The 19,618-nt window shown below is 41.4% G+C and carries 19 protein-coding genes; 7 read left to right on the top strand and 12 right to left on the bottom strand.

Annotated elements, in window-relative coordinates:
• The 6 genes from Q0296_RS00935 to Q0296_RS00910 form a co-directional block, all read left to right on the top strand.
• Positions 1–1,076: EAL domain-containing protein (locus tag Q0296_RS00935; protein WP_298035701.1), on the top strand; the 1,076-nt coding region annotated here is incomplete at its 5' end.
• Positions 1,069–1,929 (top strand): ATP phosphoribosyltransferase regulatory subunit, encoded by an 861-nt coding sequence (locus Q0296_RS00930; RefSeq protein ID WP_298035700.1) that lies wholly within the window; start codon positions 1,069–1,071, stop codon positions 1,927–1,929. The genes Q0296_RS00935 and Q0296_RS00930, both read left to right, overlap by 8 nt.
• Before the next feature lie 2 nt (positions 1,930–1,931).
• A complete protein-coding gene (locus Q0296_RS00925) occupies positions 1,932–3,182 on the top strand; it encodes an adenylosuccinate synthase (protein ID WP_298035699.1) in 1,251 nt (416 codons plus the stop codon).
• Positions 3,179–3,601 (top strand): flagellar export protein FliJ, encoded by a 423-nt coding sequence (locus tag Q0296_RS00920; RefSeq protein WP_298035698.1) that lies wholly within the window; start codon positions 3,179–3,181, stop codon positions 3,599–3,601. The genes Q0296_RS00925 and Q0296_RS00920 overlap by 4 nt, the downstream gene beginning before the upstream one ends.
• On the top strand, positions 3,601–4,164 hold the full coding sequence (locus tag Q0296_RS00915) for a MotE family protein (protein ID WP_298035697.1): 564 nt from the start codon (positions 3,601–3,603) through the stop codon (positions 4,162–4,164). The genes Q0296_RS00920 and Q0296_RS00915 overlap by 1 nt, the downstream gene beginning before the upstream one ends.
• 92 nt (positions 4,165–4,256) lie before the next feature.
• Positions 4,257–4,757 (top strand): NAD(P)/FAD-dependent oxidoreductase, encoded by a 501-nt coding sequence (locus tag Q0296_RS00910; protein ID WP_298035696.1) that lies wholly within the window; start codon positions 4,257–4,259, stop codon positions 4,755–4,757.
• Between the two features lie 47 nt (positions 4,758–4,804).
• Here Q0296_RS00910 and carB read toward each other — a convergent pair whose 3' ends face one another.
• From carB to Q0296_RS00850, 12 genes are all read right to left on the bottom strand, one after another.
• Positions 4,805–8,065 carry a carbamoyl-phosphate synthase large subunit gene (gene carB, locus Q0296_RS00905; protein WP_298035695.1) on the bottom strand — a complete coding sequence of 1,087 codons (3,261 nt, stop codon included), beginning with the start codon at positions 8,063–8,065 and terminating at the stop codon, positions 4,805–4,807.
• Positions 8,065–8,820 carry a rod shape-determining protein MreC gene (gene mreC / locus Q0296_RS00900; protein WP_103605178.1) on the bottom strand — a complete coding sequence of 252 codons (756 nt, stop codon included), beginning with the start codon at positions 8,818–8,820 and terminating at the stop codon, positions 8,065–8,067. The genes carB and mreC overlap by 1 nt, the downstream gene beginning before the upstream one ends.
• Complete coding sequence (locus Q0296_RS00895; protein ID WP_002939972.1) at positions 8,810–9,847, bottom strand: rod shape-determining protein; 1,038 nt, start codon at positions 9,845–9,847, stop codon at positions 8,810–8,812. The genes mreC and Q0296_RS00895 overlap by 11 nt, the downstream gene beginning before the upstream one ends.
• A 9-nt stretch (positions 9,848–9,856) precedes the next feature.
• Positions 9,857–11,089: an ATP-dependent Clp protease ATP-binding subunit ClpX gene (gene clpX / locus Q0296_RS00890; protein WP_021088874.1), complete on the bottom strand. Its 1,233-nt coding sequence runs from the start codon at positions 11,087–11,089 to the stop codon at positions 9,857–9,859.
• Positions 11,089–11,877 (bottom strand): acyl-ACP--UDP-N-acetylglucosamine O-acyltransferase, encoded by a 789-nt coding sequence (gene lpxA, locus Q0296_RS00885; protein ID WP_298035694.1) that lies wholly within the window; start codon positions 11,875–11,877, stop codon positions 11,089–11,091. The genes clpX and lpxA overlap by 1 nt, the downstream gene beginning before the upstream one ends.
• Before the next feature lie 26 nt (positions 11,878–11,903).
• Positions 11,904–12,350 carry a 3-hydroxyacyl-ACP dehydratase FabZ gene (gene fabZ / locus Q0296_RS00880; RefSeq protein WP_004317884.1) on the bottom strand — a complete coding sequence of 149 codons (447 nt, stop codon included), beginning with the start codon at positions 12,348–12,350 and terminating at the stop codon, positions 11,904–11,906.
• 110 nt (positions 12,351–12,460) lie between these two features.
• Positions 12,461–13,537 (bottom strand): epoxyqueuosine reductase QueH, encoded by a 1,077-nt coding sequence (locus Q0296_RS00875; RefSeq protein WP_298035693.1) that lies wholly within the window; start codon positions 13,535–13,537, stop codon positions 12,461–12,463.
• Between the two features lie 26 nt (positions 13,538–13,563).
• Positions 13,564–14,313 carry an ATP-binding cassette domain-containing protein gene (locus Q0296_RS00870; RefSeq protein WP_298035692.1) on the bottom strand — a complete coding sequence of 250 codons (750 nt, stop codon included), beginning with the start codon at positions 14,311–14,313 and terminating at the stop codon, positions 13,564–13,566.
• Positions 14,310–14,990, bottom strand: a complete 681-nt coding sequence (locus tag Q0296_RS00865) for an ATP-binding cassette domain-containing protein (protein ID WP_298035691.1) — start codon at positions 14,988–14,990, stop codon at positions 14,310–14,312. The genes Q0296_RS00870 and Q0296_RS00865 overlap by 4 nt, the downstream gene beginning before the upstream one ends.
• Positions 14,987–15,787, bottom strand: coding sequence for an ABC transporter permease (locus Q0296_RS00860; protein ID WP_298035690.1), 801 nt, complete (start codon positions 15,785–15,787; stop codon positions 14,987–14,989). Before Q0296_RS00860 ends, Q0296_RS00865 begins: the two co-directional genes overlap by 4 nt.
• The gene (locus Q0296_RS00855) at positions 15,784–16,722 is read right to left on the bottom strand and encodes an ABC transporter permease (protein WP_298035689.1); all 939 of its coding nucleotides are present in this window, start codon (positions 16,720–16,722) and stop codon (positions 15,784–15,786) included. The genes Q0296_RS00860 and Q0296_RS00855 overlap by 4 nt, the downstream gene beginning before the upstream one ends.
• Positions 16,723–16,734: 12 nt before the next feature.
• Positions 16,735–18,267 carry an ABC transporter substrate-binding protein gene (locus tag Q0296_RS00850; RefSeq protein ID WP_298035688.1) on the bottom strand — a complete coding sequence of 511 codons (1,533 nt, stop codon included), beginning with the start codon at positions 18,265–18,267 and terminating at the stop codon, positions 16,735–16,737.
• A gap of 46 nt (positions 18,268–18,313) precedes the next feature.
• Between Q0296_RS00850 and Q0296_RS00845 the strand changes: the two genes are divergently transcribed.
• Positions 18,314–19,618: DUF748 domain-containing protein (locus tag Q0296_RS00845; protein WP_298035687.1), on the top strand; the 1,305-nt coding region annotated here is incomplete at its 3' end.

Here is a 19,618-nt window from a genome sequence, read left to right as displayed (position 1 = left end):
AAAGCCAGTACGAAGATGGCTCGAAAATTTTAAAGGCACTAGAAGCTGGCGAGATGTTTTTGGAGTTTCAGCCAGAGATCAGCTTTAGCACAGGCGAGATCTTAAGCTACGAGGCGCTTATAAGGTGGAAAAAAGATGGAAAGATCATCTATCCAAGCGACTTTTTACCGCTCATAAAAACGAGCAACACATCGACAAATATCGCGCTATTTACGATAAAAGAGGCCTTGCTGGCTAGGAAATTTTGGCTAGAAAATGGCATAAACGCAAAAGTGCGTGTAAATTTAAGCGTCAAAAAGCTCTTTACGCAGGAATTTTGGCAGAAATTTAAAGCGATCTTTGAAGAAGATAAAGGCCTTGATCCAACTGGCCTCATCATCGACGTTATCGACGCTGCGACTGCTACAAATTTAGAAATTTTAGAAATTTATGTCAGAAAGTACAAGGAGCTTGGCATAAGCTTTTCGCTAGACGACTTTGCCTCATACTCAAGCTCGATCGAAGCCCTTGGTATGCTAAAAACCAACCGCTTTAACATAGACAACAAATTCTGCAAGCATATCTTTAGCTCAAAAGAGGCGCTTGAGAGCATACATATGATAAGGTTTGTCGCGGATAAATTTGGACTAAATACAACCATCAAAAACATCGACGATAAAAGAACACTTGAGTTCTTGATCGGACTTGGCTTTGATAAATTTCAAGGAAATATCTTCTCGCACGCGCTTTTACCACAAGACGCCGTTGCGTTTAAATTTAAAAAGCCAGACGATCTAGAGGTCAAAAACTATCTTGATAGCGATAATTTCGATGTTTTAAGAGAGCTAGTTACCATAAAAGAGCTTGCAAATGAAGTGATAGCAAATTTAAAACAAAGCGATCAAATTCCACCAAAACTCAAGCAAAAGATAGAAAATGAGACAAAAAATACCACCAAATTTAATGAAGAGATATCGATAAATTTAAGCAAGATAGCAAGCCTTGATGATAGCAACGAAGCCTATAAAATAGCCACTTCGATCATCAAAGAGTGCGATATAAATTTGGGTTTTAGCAAGGAGATAAGAGTTGAGTGATTTAAATGTTTATGAGCATGAAATTCCAAACGGAAGCAAACTTTACTTTGCAAAAAGTGCAAAACTAAAGAGAAAAATCGAGCAAAAAGCGAGTGAAATTTTAGAAGATGAAGGTTTTAGCGAGATCGTAACGCCGTTTTTTTCGTATCATCAACATCTAAGCGTAGATGCGACAAACCTTCTGCGCTTTAGCGACAGTCTAAACCACGAGATAAGCCTAAGGGCTGATAGCACGGTTGATACCGTTAGGATCGTACTTAGAAGGCTTAAGGCAAATGAGCCAAAGAGGTGGTTTTACATACAGCCAGTCTTTCGCTACCCAAGCCAAGAAATTTATCAAATAGGCGCTGAGCTTATCGGCGAAAACGACATTTTAAAGAGTATAAATATCGTAGCAAAGCTCTTTAGCGAGCTTGAGATCGGCGCTTGTTTGCAGCTTAGCAACATGCAAATCCCAAGGATAATTTGCGAAATTTTAAACTTAGAGATAGAAATTTTTGAAAATTCATGGCTAGAAAAAATTTTAGCCCAAAACGTGCCGTGGCTTAGCAAACTAGCCCTTTTAAAGGACGCTAGCGAGCTTGATGAGATAGTAAATTTAGTCCCTGATAAGCTAAAAGAGGCGCTAAAAAATTTACAAAATGTAGCCAAATCACTAGAATATAAAAATTTAAGAATAGTTCCGCTATATTACTCAAAAATGAGATATTATGATAGTTTATTTTTTAGATTTTTAAAAGACAACGCCATCTTAGCAAGTGGCGGAAACTATGAAATAGACGATATTTCAAGCAGCGGGTTCGCTGTTTATACTGATGCATTGATAGAAGAAAAAATTAATTTAAGGAAGTAAGAATGAGAAAGGCTGATTTAGTAGTTGGTGTTCAATGGGGTGATGAGGGCAAAGGCAAGATAGTTGATATGCTAGGACTAAACTATGACATGATTTGTCGCTCTCAAGGTGGCCACAACGCAGGTCATACGATCTGGGTCGATGGCGTAAGATACGCACTTCACCTTGTCCCAAGCGGAATTTTGCACAAAAATATCATAAATATCATCGGCAACGGCGTCGTTGTCTCTCCAGAGGTGCTCATCACTGAGATGGCGCAGTTTGACAACTTAGAGGGCAGACTTTATATAAGCGACAAAGCGCACTTAAATTTAAGCTACCACAGCCAAGTCGATCAAGCAAAAGAACGCTTAAAAGGTGAAAAAGCGATCGGAACGACTGGCAAAGGCATCGGACCAACATACGCAGACAAGATAAGCAGAAGCGGCCACAGAGTGGGCGAGCTGCTTGAGCCAGAGCGTTTGTGCGAGGCTTTGATGCATGATTTTGAGACAAACAAATGCGTATTTGACGCACTTGGCGTGAAAACTCCTGACGCAGCTGAGCTACTTGAAGAGCTAAAAAGATATAAAGATGTTTTAGCTCCTTTTATCGCAAACACCACAAACATCGTCTGGAAGGCACTTGACGAAAACAAAAAAGTCCTACTTGAAGGCGCGCAGGGCACGCTTCTTGACATCGACCACGGCACATATCCTTATGTAACTAGCTCAAATACCATAAGCGCTGGCGCTTGCACCGGCCTAGGTCTCAATCCAAAAGAAATAGGCGAAGTGATAGGCGTTATAAAAGCCTACACAACACGCGTTGGATACGGACCTTTCCCTACCGAGGACAAGGGCACAAACGGAGATAAAATGTGCGATATCGGTAAAGAATTTGGCACAACAACAGGCCGCCGCAGACGTTGTGGTTGGTTCGACGCAGTGAGCGTAAAATACGCTTCAAGACTTGATGGCGTCGATACTTACGCGCTTATGAAGCTTGACGTACTTGATGGTTTTGAAGTGGTAAAAATTTGCAAAGCGTATCAATATAATGGCGAGACCATCGACTACGTGCCAACAGATCTTGAAAATGCAACGCCTATCTATGAGGAGCTTGCGGGCTGGGACAGCGTAAAAGGCATCAGCAAATACGAAGACCTACCAGCAAACGCGAGAGCATATATCGAGCGCATCGAGGAGCTAACTGGCGTAAAAGTTGGCTATATCTCGACAAGCCCAGAAAGATGCGATACGATCATTAGATGAAAAGTAAATTTACCTCCGTCGTCCGCGTAAAAAAGCAGGAGATGGACAAGGTAGAGGCCAAGCTCGTCGTTGCCAGGCTAAATGTTAGAAGTGCTGAGGAAAATTTGGCACTTCTAAGAGCTAGGCTTGATGAGTTTAGCCTGCCAAAAAGTGGTAATATCGATGAGCTAAGGCAAAATTTAGAGCTTATAAATATCGCGAGGCAGGAGCTAAGTGCCTGCAAAGAGCGCCTTGAGATAGCCAAAAAAGAGGTTTTGCACTACGAGCATAAATACAAAAACGCAAATTTAGAGTACGAAAAGATGAGATATCTAGAAAAAGAAGAGTTTAAACGAGAGATAAAACGCATACAAAAGGCCGAAGCACTAGCACTCGACGAGTTTGCGGTGATGAAATTTGCAGCTAAAAGCGAGGCGTGATGAGAGCGGTTTTACTATTTTTTGTGCTATTAAATTTTGCATTTTGTTTTGAAGTGCCAGTTGATTGCACTCAAATTTTTGAGGCAAGAAAAGAGGAAATTTCAAAAGAGTTAGAGGTCATCGACGAGCAGCGCCAAGCCCTAGAGGTATTTCGAGCAAGCTCTGCCGCAGCTTACGAAGAGAATAACAAAAAGCTCGCCAAAAAAGAGGCTGATCTGAATGCGACGATGAAAGTGATCGAGCAAAAACGCAAAGAGATCGACGAAGTGGTCGCTAAAAATGAGAAAATTTTAAAAGAGCTTCGAACGATGACTACCGATAAGGTAAATGAGTCGTACTCTAAGATGAAAGATGGTGCCGCAGCCGAGGTACTCTCGCAAATGCCTAGAACAAACGCAGCCACCATACTTTACGCCCTTGATGCCAAAAAGATCTCAACCATAATGGCAAAAATGGATCCAAAAGTAGCCTCTGAGATCACGGCCCTACTTCAAAAAGGTCCTCCATTTATCGACGAAAAAGGCGATATGCCAGCTCCAGCTGGAAGTATAAATATGCAGTAAATTTAACTTACTGCTGCTCTATAAAAGCCAAATTTAACTAATAAATTTAACCTATTTGCTCACCTTTCTCCTATTTTTACTTCCTGCTCTTGTTGTATAAATTTAGTGGTTACTTGCTTTTTACACATAGAGGCATAAGTGGTCCAGCGATACTAAATGCCTCACTCTTTTGGCAAAAGGGTCGAATTTGCATAAATTTTTTGTCTAAATTTAGTGAAAAAAATTTAGTAAATGGTAAAAAACAGCTTAGCTCGGTTTTGCCATTGCCAAAGAGATTTGTGCTGGAGTTTTTAAGAAATTTTGGCTTAAAAGATAGAGCTTATTATGAATTTAGTGATGATGAAAAGAGCATCATAAAAAGGCTTTTTGCATATCATTTTGCTCCAGCTGGGACATTTGGCTTTGAAAGGGCTGAAGTTACAAAAGGTGGGGTAAAAACAGAGTTTTTAGATGAAAATTTAGAGAGCAAAAACGTAAAAGGGCTTTATTTTATAGGCGAAGTTTTAGATATTACCGGTATGCTTGGTGGATATAACCTGCACTTTGCATTTGCCAGCGCTTTAAAGGTGGCAAATGCAATAAAAAATGGCTGAATTTAAAGAGTGAAATTTAGTGGCAGCCGAAACTGCCACTAAATTTACTATCTCTCGTTTAGATACTCTTGCAAGCTTTTTACCTCAAGTGCTTTGCCAGTTTGAACTGTGCTTAGCGACTTGGCAGCTGCGAGTGCTGCACGGATCGTTGTAAAATATGGAATTTTAAATCTAAGTACATTTTGGCGGATCTTTTTGCCATCATCCACGCTTGATTTTGTATCGCTTGTATTTATAACAAGTGCAATGTCGCCGTTTTTAAGCCTATCTTCTACGTTTGGTCTGCCCTCGCTTATCTTATAGACAAACTCAGCCTCCACGCCAGCTTCGCTTAAAATTTTATGCGTTCCACCAGTTGCGACAATGCTAAAACCAAGCGCTATGAGATCTCTTGCAAGGTCTGGTGCGTAAGATTTGTCGCCATCAGCTAGCGTTAAAAATACCCTGCCCTTGCTTGGCAAAGTGTTGCTCGCAGCGATCTGGCTCTTTGCGAATGAGCTTGCAAAGTCGTGGCTGATACCCATGACCTCGCCCGTGCTCTTCATCTCAGGGCCAAGGATGAGATCGGCGCCACTTAGCTTGTTAAACGGCAGCACGCACTCTTTTACGCTAACATGCGAGCTTACGCGAGGTTTTAAGATGTCGCCCTCTTCGTAAACGACCTTGTAATCATCATAAAATTTAAGCGCCTCACGTAAATTTCCCTGCCACATAACTCTTGTAGCCACCTTTGCCATAGGCACGCCAGTAGCCTTGCTCACAAACGGCACAGTCCTGCTTGCGCGAGGATTTACCTCGATCATATAAAGCTCGTTTTCATAGATAGCAAACTGGATATTCATAAGACCAACAACGCCTAAATTTAGCGCGATATCTCTAGTTTGCCTCTCCACTTTTTTTATCATTTCTGCACTTAAGCTCATTGGTGGCAATATGCAAGCTGAGTCGCCAGAGTGAATTCCAGCCTCCTCGATGTGCTCCATTATCGCACCTATATAGACCTCTTTGCCGTCACATATAGCGTCTACGTCGAGCTCTTTTGCGTCTTGTAAAAATTTATCAAGTAGCACTGGCGAGTGGTTGCTGACCTTGACCGCTTCGCTCATATACTCTTTTAGCTCGCTCTCGTTATGCACCCTTCTCATCGCCCTGCCACCTAAGACGTAGCTTGGGCGAACAAGCACTGGATAGCCGATAATAGCGGCCTTTTGCAAGGCTTCTTCTAGGCTAGTGGCGGTGTCGTTTTTAGGCTGAAGGACGCCTATTTTATTTATAAATTCGCTAAATTTCTTTCTATCCTCGGCCACGTCGATCACTCTTGCAGTTGTTCCGATGATCTTTGCGCCGATCACACTTAGGCGTTTTGCAAACTTAAGCGGAGTTTGGCCACCAAAATGCACGATCACGCCGTCTGGCTTTTCGCGCTCGATGACAGCTCTCACGTGCTCAAAATCGATCGGCTCAAAGTACAAAATATCGCTCGTGTCGTAGTCGGTTGAGACGGTTTCTGGATTGCAGTTATACATTATCGTCTTTACGCCAAGGTCTCTTAGGGCGTAGCTTGCATGCACGCAGCAGTAGTCAAACTCTATGCCCTGGCCGATCCTATTTGGACCACCGCCTATTATCATCACCTTTTTAGCGTCTTTTACAGGCTCTTTTTTAGGAAATTTAGTGATATTTGTGGTTGAGTAAAGATACGGCGTTAGTGCCTTAAATTCGCCCGCGCAAGTATCGACCTCGTTGTATTCAAGCTCGATGCCAAGCTTCTCTCTGGCAAAATAGATATCATTTTGACTAAGTTCAAGATCGTCTTTTTCATTTATAAGCACAGCTATCATCTTGTCTGAAAAGCCCATACTTTTGGCCTCTCGAAGTAGCTCTTCGTTGTTTAAGATATCCATGTCGATCTTATCTTCAAATTTAACTATCTCATAAATTTGCTCCAAAAACCAAGGATCGATCTTGCTAAACTCATGCACCTCAGCCACGTTAAATCCATCTCTAAAGGCTTGCGCAATATATAAAATTCTCTGCTCATTTGCATTTCTGATACCATAAATCAAAGCGTTTTTCTCTAGGCTAAGGCTGTTAAATCCGCAAAGATCACGCTCTAGGCTACAAAGCGCCTTTTGGATACTCTCTTTAAAAGTCCTGCCAATAGCCATGACCTCGCCGACTGACTTCATCGCAGTGCCTAGATATGGGTTTGATCCCGGAAATTTCTCAAATGTAAAGCGCGGGATCTTTGTCACGATGTAGTCGATCACCGGCTCAAAACTAGCAGGCGTGCCAGTTATGTCGTTTTTGATCTCATCTAGGCTAAAACCAACTGCAAGCAGTGTCGCTACCTTTGCGATCGGATAGCCAGTGGCTTTACTTGCTAATGCTGAGCTTCGGCTAACGCGTGGGTTCATCTCGATAACGATCATGCGGCCCGTTTTTGGGTCTATGGCAAACTGCACGTTGCTGCCACCAGTATCAACGCCGATCTCACGAAGTATGGCAAAGCTAGCGTCACGCATAGCCTGATACTCTTTATCTGTGAGCGTGAGTGCTGGCGCAACCGTGATACTATCGCCTGTATGAACGCCCATTGGGTCGAAATTCTCGATCGAGCAGACGATGATGCAGTTATCATTTCTATCTCTAATGACCTCCATCTCATACTCTTTCCAGCCAAGCAAGCTCTCTTCTATCAAAATTTCATGTATCGGGCTTGCGTCAAGGCCGGTGTTGGCTAGCTCTTTAAATTCGTCCATATTGTAAGCCACGCCGCTTCCTGCGCCACCAAGCGTGTAGCTAGCTCTTATGATGAGCGGAAAGCCTATCTCATTTGCCGCATTTAGCGCGTCGTCCATGTTGTAGGCATATCTACTCTCAGGCAGGTCCATGCCGATCTTTTGCATGGTTGCTTTAAAAATTTGTCTATCTTCGCCCTTTTTTATCGCCTCTGGGTTTGCACCAAGGAATTTGACATCCTTTAAAAGGCCGCTCTCAAAGACCTCCATGGCGGCATTTAGCGCTACTTGTCCGCCCATAGTTGGCAAAATGGCATCAATCTTTTCTTTTTCGATGATCTTTAAAATGCTATCTTTTGTGATAGGCTCAATATACGTTGCGTCGGCGAAATTTGGGTCAGTCATTATGGTGGCTGGGTTTGAGTTGATAAGCACTACGCGGTATCCAAGCTCTTTTAGCGTCTTGGCTGCTTGCGTGCCTGAGTAGTCAAATTCGCAGGCTTGACCGATGACGATAGGGCCTGAGCCGATTAGTAAAATGGTATTTATATCTGTTCTTTTTGGCATCATTTTTCCTTTGTTACAACGTATAGGTAGTTTGGTATGTTTAGCTTCGCATAGGGCTCTACTATCACGCTTTGATAGGAGCTCTCTTTTAAAATTTTACTCACGCGCCCTACTGGCACCCCACTAAAAAATATCCCATCAAGCCCGCTCGTAAAGACCTCATCGCCCTCTTTTGGGCTGAGCCATTGCGGGATAAATTTCACCATTATTTGACCTTGATTTCCATGCGCGACGCCTGGAATTTTGTCATTTCCTATATAGACTGCAAATATACTTTTTGGGTCATTTTGCAAGTATGCTAGTGGCTTGCCGTCTTTTGCGATGACGATGCCAGCGCTGCTTCCTTGATAGATGAGCCCGTAAATTTTATTTGGGTCGTATCCTTCAAACTCGCTTATCCAAATTTTATTATAATCCCCGATATGCACGTAACTAAGCCCTTTTACTAGCTTTACAGCTGGGGCGTAGGCAGTTGAGTTTTTATCTTTTAAAATTTGATTTAGCTCGTTTGCAAAAGTAGATAGAAGCGTGGCTGAACGCTCTAGCTCTTTGTTTTGTGCTCTTAGCCTTTCTATCTCGCTAGCCTGCCTAAAATATTCATTTATATAATCTTTCACGCTTTTAGCAAAATTGTCGTATGAATTTATAGCGTAGTTGCTAAATTTGATAGAGATGTTGCTTAAAATTTCGCCCTTAAACATCGAGGCGCCAGCAAGCAACGCTATAAAAACAAAAAGAACAATCTTACTCTTCATTTGTTAGCTGTTGCAAAAGTCCGATCTCTTGAAGTGCCTTGCCTGTGCCTCTAGCAACAGCAAGAAGCGGCTCATCAGCTACAAATACTGGAAGTTTAACGATATCAGACAAGAACTTGTCAAGCCCTCTAATAAGCGCCCCACCGCCAGTTAGCACGATACCAGTCTCCACGATATCGCCAGCAAGATCAGGTGGCATCATCTCAAGCACGGTTTTAAGCGCGTCTGCGATCTCTTTTAGCGGCTCTCTCATCGCCTCTCTCACATCCTCACTTGTTAGCTCAACTCTACTTAAAAGACCGCTCACTTGGTCGCGTCCTTTTACCACTACACTTAGCTCTTTTTCAAGCTGCACAGCAGAGCCCACAGCGATCTTTATCTCCTCGCCTGTTCTCTCGCCTATTAGTAAGTTGTATTTTTCTTTTATGTAATTAACAATGCTGCTATCTATCTTATCGCCAGCTGTGCGGATAGATTTTGATATGACAAGACCACCAAGTGAGACGACGCCTATCTCAGTCGTACCACCACCGATATCAACTACAAGGTTGCCTTGTGGCTCACGAACTGGTAAATTTGCTCCGATAGCCGCTGCCATAGGCTCTTCTATCAAAAATACCTCTCTTGCACCAGCACTTAACGCGCTCTCTCTAACAGCCTTTCTCTCAACCTGAGTAAGTCCGTAAGGAACTGAGATGATGATCCTTGGGCGTAAGAAATTTTTCCTTCTATGAGTCTTTTCTATGAAGTAGCGTATCATCCTCTCTGTCATGTCAAAGTCCGCGATAACGCCATCCCTCATCGGTCTTATCGCCTCGATGTCGCCAGGAGTTTTTCCCACCATCTCTTTTGCGGCGTGGCCGACTGCTAGAATTTTTTGTTTTCCATATTTTTCACGTCTTACTGCAACAACTGATGGTTCATTTATGATTATTCCCTTATCTTTTACCAAAACCAAAGTGTTTGCCGTACCTAAATCTATACCCATATCACTTGAGAAAAAACCTATAACCTGATCTAAAAACATCTATTTCCTTTACGCTGTTAATTTATTGTGCTTTACCAAAATCGGCTTTGCCTTATCTTTTACCGTCTCTTTTGAGATCACGATATCGTAGTCTTTTAGCTCTGGCAGATCATACATTATATCTGTCATGAGCTCTTCCATTATGCTTCTAAGCCCTCTTGCTCCGGTCTTTCGCTCGATCGCAAGGCTCGCTATCTCTTCAAGCGCCTCATCATCAAATTTAAGCGTAGCGCCGTCGATCGCACAAAGCTTTTGATATTGTTTTAATATCGCATTTTTTGGCTCGGTCAAAATTTTAACCATATCCTCTTTTGTTATCTCATTTAATGTAGCCACCACGTGAAGTCTGCCGATGAGCTCTGGGATGAGGCCGTATTTTACAAGATCGTCTGGCTCAAGTAGGCTTAGTAAATTCTCTTTTTCGTTTTTGCCACGTTTTTCTTGGTTAAAGCCAAGTACGTTTTTGCCAACTCTGCGCTCTATGATGTCAAGAAGTCCGTCAAAAGCACCGCCGCAAACAAATAAGATATTTGTCGTATCTATCTGGATGAAATCTTGGTTTGGATGCTTTCTGCCGCCTTTTGGTGGGATATTTACAACACTTCCTTCGATGATCTTTAAAAGCGCTTGCTGCACGCCCTCGCCTGAGACATCTCTTGTGATACTTCTATTTTCGCTCATCCTAGCGATCTTATCGATCTCATCGACAAATACAATGCCCTGCTCCGCCTTTTTCACGTCGCCATTTGCAGCTTGCAAGAGCCTTGTAAGGATATTTTCAACATCCTCACCGACATATCCAGCCTCAGTTAGGCTTGTCGCATCGCAAATCGCGATAGGCACGTCAAGAAATCTCGCTAAAGTCTGAGCCATCAACGTCTTGCCACTTCCAGTTGGACCAACAAGCAAGATGTTTGACTTTGAAATTTCGGTGTCGTCTTTGATGTCGCTTTGTTTAAAAATTCTCTTATAGTGGTTATATACGCCGACACTAAAGACCTTTTTAGCCCTATCTTGGCCGATCACGTAGTTATCAAGTACCGCTTTTAGCTCCTTTGGTGTGAGCTTTTGATACTCTATCGCCTCTTCACTTTTGCTCTCTTCTACACTCGTATCACCATGTATCATATCGTATGCGGCACTGATGCAATACTCGCATATATAGGCGTTTCCTTCGATATCTGCTAATAATCTTCTCTCAGCAGACTCAGCCTCGCCACAAAAATTACACTTTCTAGCCATTAATCTCTTCCTTTTGCAAGCGGAATTCCTCTTGTCGTTTCTAATATAAATTTACACATTTTTTTAACATTTTCGTCGCTGGTTTTTACGATCAGCTCGTTTGCTTGATCTTTTAGGCTTATGCCTTGATTAAACAAAAATTTATAAGCGCGAACAAGCTCTTCAACCTGCTCTTTGTCAAATCTACGCCTAATGCCGACTAAATTTAAGCTTCTTATATATGCCCTGTTGCCCTCAGCTAGGCAAAATGGCACTACATCTTGGCTTAGCGCACTTGCACCTGCGACCATGCAGCTCTCGCCAACTCTAACAAACTGATGAATAGGCGTAAGACCACCCACAACAGCGTAGTCGCCAAGCTCGACGTGGCCTGCTAGAGTTGCGTTATTTGCCAAAATGATGTTGCTGCCTATTATACAGTCGTGTGCGATGTGAGAATATGCCATGATAAAGGCGTTATCGCCGATCCTTGTTATGCCATCGCCCTTGTGCGTGCCTGAGTTTATCGTGCAAAACTCACGTATAGTTGCGTGTTCGCCGATGATGACGCCAGTATCGACCTCATCTTTATAGCTGATATCTTGCGGAATATCACCCACGATGGCGTAGCTAAATACACGAGAGTTATCGCCGATCCTCGTCTTGCCAAGCACCCTTGCGCCTTGTTTTATCGTGACGTTGTTGCCAAGGACTGCATCTTTACTTACAAATGCGTAAGCCTCGATATTTGCGTCATCTCCTACTATCGCTCCATCTTCTATAACAGCTGTTTGGTGGATATTTTTCATTTTTTCTCTTTTTCTTAAGCAAAAGCCTACTTATCGACTATCATCGCTTTTAGTTCAGCCTCGGCGCATAGCACGTCATCAACATATGCTTTGCCCTCAAGCACCCAGATATTTCCCTTGTGCTTTAGCACGTTTAGTCTGTACTCTAGCCTATCTCCAGGGCGGACTGGATGGCGAAATTTAGCCCCATCTATGCTCATAAAATAGACCACTTTGTTCTCGATGCCAGCTTGGTGCTCATCACTCATACTCTTAAACGCTAGCACGCCGCCAGCTTGCGCCATACCCTCAATGATCATCACGCCAGGATAGATCGGGTGACCTGGGAAGTGCCCCTGAAATATCGGCTCGCCAATGGTTACATTTTTATAAGCGACGATGTTTTTCGCAGGCTCTAGCTCGACAACTCTATCAATAAGCAAAAATGGAAATCTATGTGGGAGAATTTTTTGAATTTCTACGACGTCTATCACGTTTTAGCCTTAGTAATGTAAATTTTTGCCGATTGTAACAAATTTATACTAAGAAAAAAATTATTAGCCTCTTTTAAAATCTCTGAAATTTAGCCTTAATGGGTCTAAATTTAGCCCTCTAAAACCAAAATTTCTTCGCTGTCGTTGTAAAAAACAGCCTTTGCGTAAATTTCATAACTACCCTTTTTGACCTCGTCTAGGATGATGATAGGATTTTGTGAAAACTCCCCACTTATATCACGGCGAAATTTCATCTCAGCGCCAAGCTCAAGTGGCATTTTGCAAAGCTCATCAACGCTTTTAAATTTGCTATTTGTAAATTTATTAAAGCGCTCTATGCTCATAAATATCGCGCCCTCTTTTAGCTCATCATCCATCTCGCAGTCACACTCCACATTAAGCTTTAAATTCTCTCTTTTAAAGCCAGAGTAGAGCACAAAGTAGCTTGGCACCACAGCACCTTCAAATTTCACGCTCGCACGCAAAAGCCTGTAGTTTAAAAACCTTCTTCTAAAAAGGTGAAAACTCTCCCCCTTTGCCTCGCACTCGCGCACCTTTTTGTAAAGCTCAAGCCTCGCTTCTATGCTGCCATAAAGCGCCCTTGCGCGAACATCGCTCATTAGCTCACTTTGGGGTAAATTTTGCGAGTCGCGCTGTTTTTTTAGCGCAAAGACGCAGCCGCAGTAGTTTTGGTGATAGAGTTTGTCTTTTTTAGCGAGGATAAACTGCTCGCTTGTGCCGCCATTTTTTCTATAATCAACCGCAACCGCTTCTAAATTTGAGCCAGCTACCGCCTCATCAAGCGCCTTTTTAAGCTGAGTAAAGTCCTTTTTTGGGCTCATCAAAAGCGTCGTCGTGATCTTACTAAGTCCTAGTTCTATCGCCTTTTTAGCGGAGTCTGCCATGCGAAAATGAAAGCAGTACTCGCACCTTTTGCCCTTTTCTGGCTCATCTTCAAGCCCTTTTGTGCCACCAAGCCACGCTTCGTAGTCGTACTGGCCGCATATTAGCTCAATTCCTAGCTTCTCGCAGCTTCGTTTCACGTCCTCAAAACGCAGTAAAAACTCACTATATGGATGTATGTTTGGATCGTAAAAATAGCCTACTATTCGTTCATTTGGGAAGTCTTTTCGTAGGCGCTGTAAAAAGTAGTGGCTATCGACCGAGCAGCAGATATGAACTAGCAAATTTGACCTTTTTTGCTTGCATTATATCAAAGTTTGGCGTCATAAAATTTAGCTGCGTCGAGGTATTTTTTAAGGACATTTTGGCTTGTGAGATCATCAAATTTATCAAAAGCCACTTGCTTGCCAGATTCGATTATTAGCACCTTTTGCGCTATCTTCATCGCACTTAAAATATCGTGCGTGATAAAGATAATGCTGATCTTGTCATCCAAACTTAAAAGCAAATTTATGATCTTTTGCTTCGTTTCGTTGTCAAGTCCGCTTGTTATCTCGTCGCAGATTAAAATTTTTGGCTTTGAAAGAAGTGCGAGCAGTATCCCGACCCTTGTCGCCTCGCCGCCACTTAGCTGAGAGGGGAATTTCTCTAAAGTTTCATCTTTTAAATTTAAATTTACCAGAAGCTCTTTGAGCTCATTTTCGCTAAAGCTAAGCTTAAGATACGACCTCACATGAGCGATGGCTGTTTTTACTTTTAGCGCTGGATTTAGGGCTTGTTTTTGGTTTTGCAAGATATATCTGATATCTTTTTTGAGCTCATTTTTGTCCGTGATCTCTTCACTGTTTATATAAATTTTGCCCCCACTTTTTGGCTCGCTAAATGATATGAGCTTTGCAAGCGTGCTTTTGCCACTGCCACTTTGACCCAAAATGGCTAAATTTTCGCCATCATCAAGCTCGAAATTTATCCCCTCTAAAAGGTGCAGCACTTCAGCTCTAGCGTTAAAATGCTCCTTAAAATTTAAACTTTTTGAGACGTTTTTGAGCCTTATTTTCACGCATTTTCCTTTAAATTTAGCCGCCCATCTCTCATCTGCCAAATTTCATCACTAAGATATTTTGTCAGCGCCTCATCGTGCGAGATAAAGATGACGCTCATCTTGCCCTTTAAACTCTCTAAGATGCCCGCCACGTGGCTACCGCTAATGCTATCAAGCCCGCTTGTTATCTCGTCGCAGATTAAAATTTTTGGCTTTAAACAAAGCGCAAGAGCGATCTGCACGCGGCTCGCCTCGCCACCACTTAGCTCGTATGAGTATTTGTGCCAGATGAGATTTGCATTATCTAGCCCAAACTCCCTAAAATAAGCAAACGCAAGCTCTTTATTTGCCTTTTTGTCGCCATCAAGATAGGCGTTAAAATGATCGCCCACGTTTAAGAGCGGATGAAGGCTGGCAATAGAGTTTTGAAAAACGAGCGCGGCGACCTTTCTTCGGTGCTCTTTTAGCTCATTTTGACTAAGCTTTAAGATATCTTTTTTGTAAATGCTAAATTTATCCGCCCTCACTCTAAAATGATCATCAAAAAGCCTTATTAAGCTCTTTGCAAAGAGCGATTTGCCGCTGCCACTTGCACCCGTGATACCTATAAATTTACCCTCGCTCATGTCAAAATCAAGCTCGCGCAAAAGCTTCTTATCCTTATAAAAAACGTTTAAATTTCTAATCTCTATCATATTTTTATATTGCCATTTTTTGAATTTGACGTGATGATCGAGGTTGCAAGGATGAGCAAAAAGAGCGTCACGCCGGGGAAAAGCACCATCCACCAAGCGCCAAGAAAAAGTGCCTCTTTGCTTTCGTTTAGCATGATGCCAAGGCTTATTTTATTAGCGTCACTACCCACGCCAAAAAAACCAAGCGTTGCCTCCATGACGACTGCATTTATCGCATTTATGCCAAAGATACTAACTATTAGATGCTTTAAATTTGGCAAAATTTCAAAGCAGATCAGGCTAAATTTGCCAGCCCCATTTATCACAGCTTGCTCGGCGTAGTCGCACTTTTTATTAAGTCTTAAATTTTGCATAAAAACTTTTGCACCCTGCATAAACGAGCAAATGGCGATGATAAAAGATGTTATCAAAAGATCTCCGCTACTAAATGAGCTAAAAAGCATGATAAAAACGATGTTTGGTATGCTTAAAAAGGCATCAAGTCCCTTATCAAAAAGGCTCTCGCAAACCCTGCTCTTGCTCGTGCCAAAATATGCGTAGATGAGCGAAAACAAGGTCGTTAAAAAGCCAGCTAAAAGCAAGATAAGAAGCGAGTTTTTAAGCGCGTAGGCCACTCTTATGAGATTGTCTCTGCCTAGGATGTCCGTGCCAAAGATGTGTTCGCCGTTTGGGGCTAAATTTACCGCCATAAAGTCAGTGAAATTTGGCTCAAATTTAGAAAAAAATGGCGCAAAAAAGGCAAATGTGACAAGAGCTAAAAATACAAAACAGGCTAAGAAAAATATGACTTTTCTCATACATTTCTCTTATCTGCCAAGATAGCGAAAATTTTAGCCAGTAAATTTGCAAAAACGACAAAAACAGCCGTTAGCAAAATGGTCGCAAGTGCGACTGGATAGTCTTTGGCGATGACTGCATCAAGGCTAAGCTTGCCTATGCCTGGAAATGAAAAAATGCTCTCAATCACGTATGAGCCAGCAAAAACGCCAGCTACAAGGGTTGCGAAATAATAGACTATATCGGTGCTTGCGTGCTTTATAGCAAAGAGATAAATTTTGCCCCGCCCCAAACCTCTAGCGTGAGCTGTCTGGATAAAGTCGGCGTTTAGGCTTTGATTTAGCGTGTCTCTTACAAATTTTACGTTTGCGCCAAGGTGTGGTAAGATGATGGCAAGCGTTGGCAAGATGATAAATTTCACCCCAACTCCGCTAGATCCTAGCTCATTTGCCCCAGAGCTTGGCAGCACATTTAGATAGACGCTAAAGATAGCTATTAGCACGAGTGCTACGTAAAAATGTGGCAATGAAGCTAGCAAAAAGGAGCTAAAATTTATAAAGATATCGGCAAATTTATTTTTATAAATGGCACTTAAAAGCCCCAAGAAAAATGACAAAAGAGCTATCAGAAAAAACGAAGCAAAAAATAAAATAAGCGAGTTTAAAAGTCTCTCTTTAATGAGCAAAAAAACGCTTGCTCCACTTACAAAACTAGTGCCAAAATCCCCCGTGACAAAGTGAGCTAGCCATCTAAAATACTGCACAAAAAAGCCATCTTTTAGCCCCAAATTTTCTAAAATTTGCTCCTTTATAGCCACGCTCACCGCCTCACTTCGCAAAAACATCACGTCAGTGACGTTTCCTGGCAAAAAATATATGAGCAAAAATAGAAAAAATGAGATAAAAAACAGCAACCCAAGGCTTGAGATCGCTGTTTTTAAAATGGCTCTAAACAAAGTTTTTATCCACTATTTTACTTGCCACTCTCTTATGTTCCATAAAAATCCAGCCCCATGGTGGCCTAAAATTTGCGTCTTTATGCCTGAAATTTTGTTGTTAAAAACGAGCGGATAGTCGAGATAGGCTATAAAAATGTAAGGAGGGTTTTCAAAAAGCGCTTTTAGAAATTCTTTGTAGTATTTTTTCCTAAGCTCCACGTCCTTTGTATATCTTGCGTTTTTTAGGGCAAGATCGACGTTTGCGTCCTTGTAGTGGCTAAAATTCCAGCCATTTTCATTGACATCGATGTCGGCAAATCCGCCAAAAATTCTATATGTGTGAAAGTCTGGATCAAATGGGCTTCCCCAGCCAATCACGAAGCTATCAACCTTGCTTATACTAAAGGCTGTTTTTGGCTTTGCATAGGCTTTGGCTCTTACGCCAAATTTCTCAAACTCGCTGCTTAAAATTTTAGCTAGATTGACCCTTAAAATGTCGTTATTAAAAGCGTAGATGTCAAAGCCAAGCTCTTTGCCGTCCTTTTCAAAAAAGCCAGCCTTGTTTTTCTTAAAGCCACTTTTTTCAAGTAGCTCTTTTGCCTTTTGCGGATCGTAGCTAAATTTAAACTCGCTGTCATTTGCAAAGCTTTTTTCTATCGGGTTGTTCGCTACGCTTGCATATCCGTGAAATAGTTTTTTAACTATCTCATCTTTATTGACCGCGTAGTTTAGGGCTATCCTTACATTTTTATCTTGAAAAAGAGGATCATTAAAGTTAAACATCAAAGCTCTATAGTCCGCACTTTTAAATTTAAGCAGGCTTAATTTTTTATCATCTTTTATGAAATTTACGCCAGTTGGAGAGATGAGCGCAACATCGATCTCACCGCTTTTTAGGCCTACAAGTCTTAAATTTTCATCGCCGACGATCTTGAAAAATACCTTTTTTATCTTTGGCTCGCCTTTATAGAATTTATCATTTGCCGCAAATTCCAAGCTCTCATCTTTTTTCCATTTTACAAGCTTGTATGCGCCAGTGCCGATAGGGGCGTCATTAAATTTATCAGTCGCGATATCTTTGCCCTTTAAAATGTGCTCAGGCAAAACGCCAAAGCTAAGTGCGTCAAGAAACGGCGGAAATGGCTCACTAAGCGTGATCTTAACTTTATAATCACCCAAAATTTCAACGCTTTTTACCACCTCGTAGTTTGAGATAGCAGGGGCGTTTAGCTTCTTATCTTGAGCCGCTTCGATGGTAAATTTAACGTCCTTTGCGCTAAATTTCACTCCGTCATGCCAAAAAGCATCATCTCTTAGCTCAAAAATATACTCCAGCCCGTCATCGCTCACCTGCCAAGACTTAGCAAGCTCTGGCACAAGTGCGCTATTTTCATCGTGGCTAGTAAGACCAGAGAAAACTAGCGAAAGCGTAGGATCATGATCCTCGTCATAAAGTGGGTTTATGCGAGGTGTTTGCTCCTCGATAGCGACCACAACGGCATTTTCATTTGCATAAGCAAAGGCAGAAAACAACAAAAACAATAAAACCAAAAATCTCTTCATCACTCGCTCCTTTGTTTAAAAAATATTTGACGAATAGTAATACGAAATGCATAAAAGTATTATTAAGATAAGTGTAAATTTAATGTATAGAAAATTTGAAATTTCTAACTATCTTTTAACCTTTTTTAAAGTAAAATCAGGGCTCATTTTAGCTAACAAAAAGGTAAATTTCACAATGGATAAAAAGAAAAAAATAGCCCTAATTTCAGGCATAAGTTTAGTTTCACTCCTACTTATTTACACACTTCTTGGCTTTTTTGGTCTGCCTTATGCTATCAAAAATATCGCACCAAAGTACCTAAAAGACTACAACGCAACGCTTTTTGTTGGTGATGCTAAATTTAATCCCTTTACCTTCGAGCTAAACGCTACAAATGCCGAGCTAAACACCACTTCGCCGCTTTTTAGCACGAAGCAGATCGACCTTAAGCTAAAGCCATTTTCTATCTTTAAAAAGCTAGTTGAGATAGACATTTTTAGGCTAGATGAGCCAAAAGTAAAGATCGCAAGAGATAAAAAGGCAAATTTTAACTTTAGCAATTTTATAAGCGATGATAACGCAACTAGCGAAGATAACAGCACCAGCTCGATAAATTTCGCGCTAAATAACGCAAAAATCATCAAAGGTTCATTTTCATATAGTGATCAAAATTTAACAAAGCCATTTAACGTAAACTTTGATGATATAAACTACGAGCTTAGCTCGCTAAATACGAAGAAAAATAGCGCAGGTAGTCACATATTTGACTCAAACTCAAGCCTGGCGCACAAGATCGATCTAAATGGCGATATCAAGCTAAATCCACTAAAAATAGAGGGTAACGTCAGCATAAAGGACTTTAGCATAAAGCCAGTTGCGATAAGCTTCATCGACAATGACGCGTTAAATCTCAAAAATGCCATTATAAACTTAAAGATAAACTACGCTTTAAAAGCCGATGAGAACGCAACTGGGATAAATTTAAAAGATGGCTTTTTAAATGTAAAAGGGCTAAATTTAAATGAGGGCGAAAATGAATTAAGCCTTGGCGAGTTAGAGCTTCCAAAATTTGATCTTGTTAGCAAGATAGCGGATAAAACAGAGGTTGCTCTAAATTTAAGTGCTATAAATTTAAATGATATCTCTTTTAAAAATGCTATAGCCGCAAGCGTAAAATCACTAAATTTAAGTGATATCTCGCTTCTTGCAAATTTAAATGGAAAAAGCGAGCTAAATGCCACAGCCAAGCTAAAAAGCGTAGGCGCAAACGCTCTTAAAGTAGATGAAGCAGATAGAAATTTAGCAAATTTAAAAGATATAAATGCTTCAAATTTAAATCTAAATTTAGTAAATAACAAAACCGCCCTAACG

Source organism: uncultured Campylobacter sp. (assembly GCF_937890585.1).
Classification (GTDB): Bacteria; Campylobacterota; Campylobacteria; order Campylobacterales; family Campylobacteraceae; genus Campylobacter_A.
This window is presented reverse-complemented; position numbering and strand designations above follow the sequence as displayed.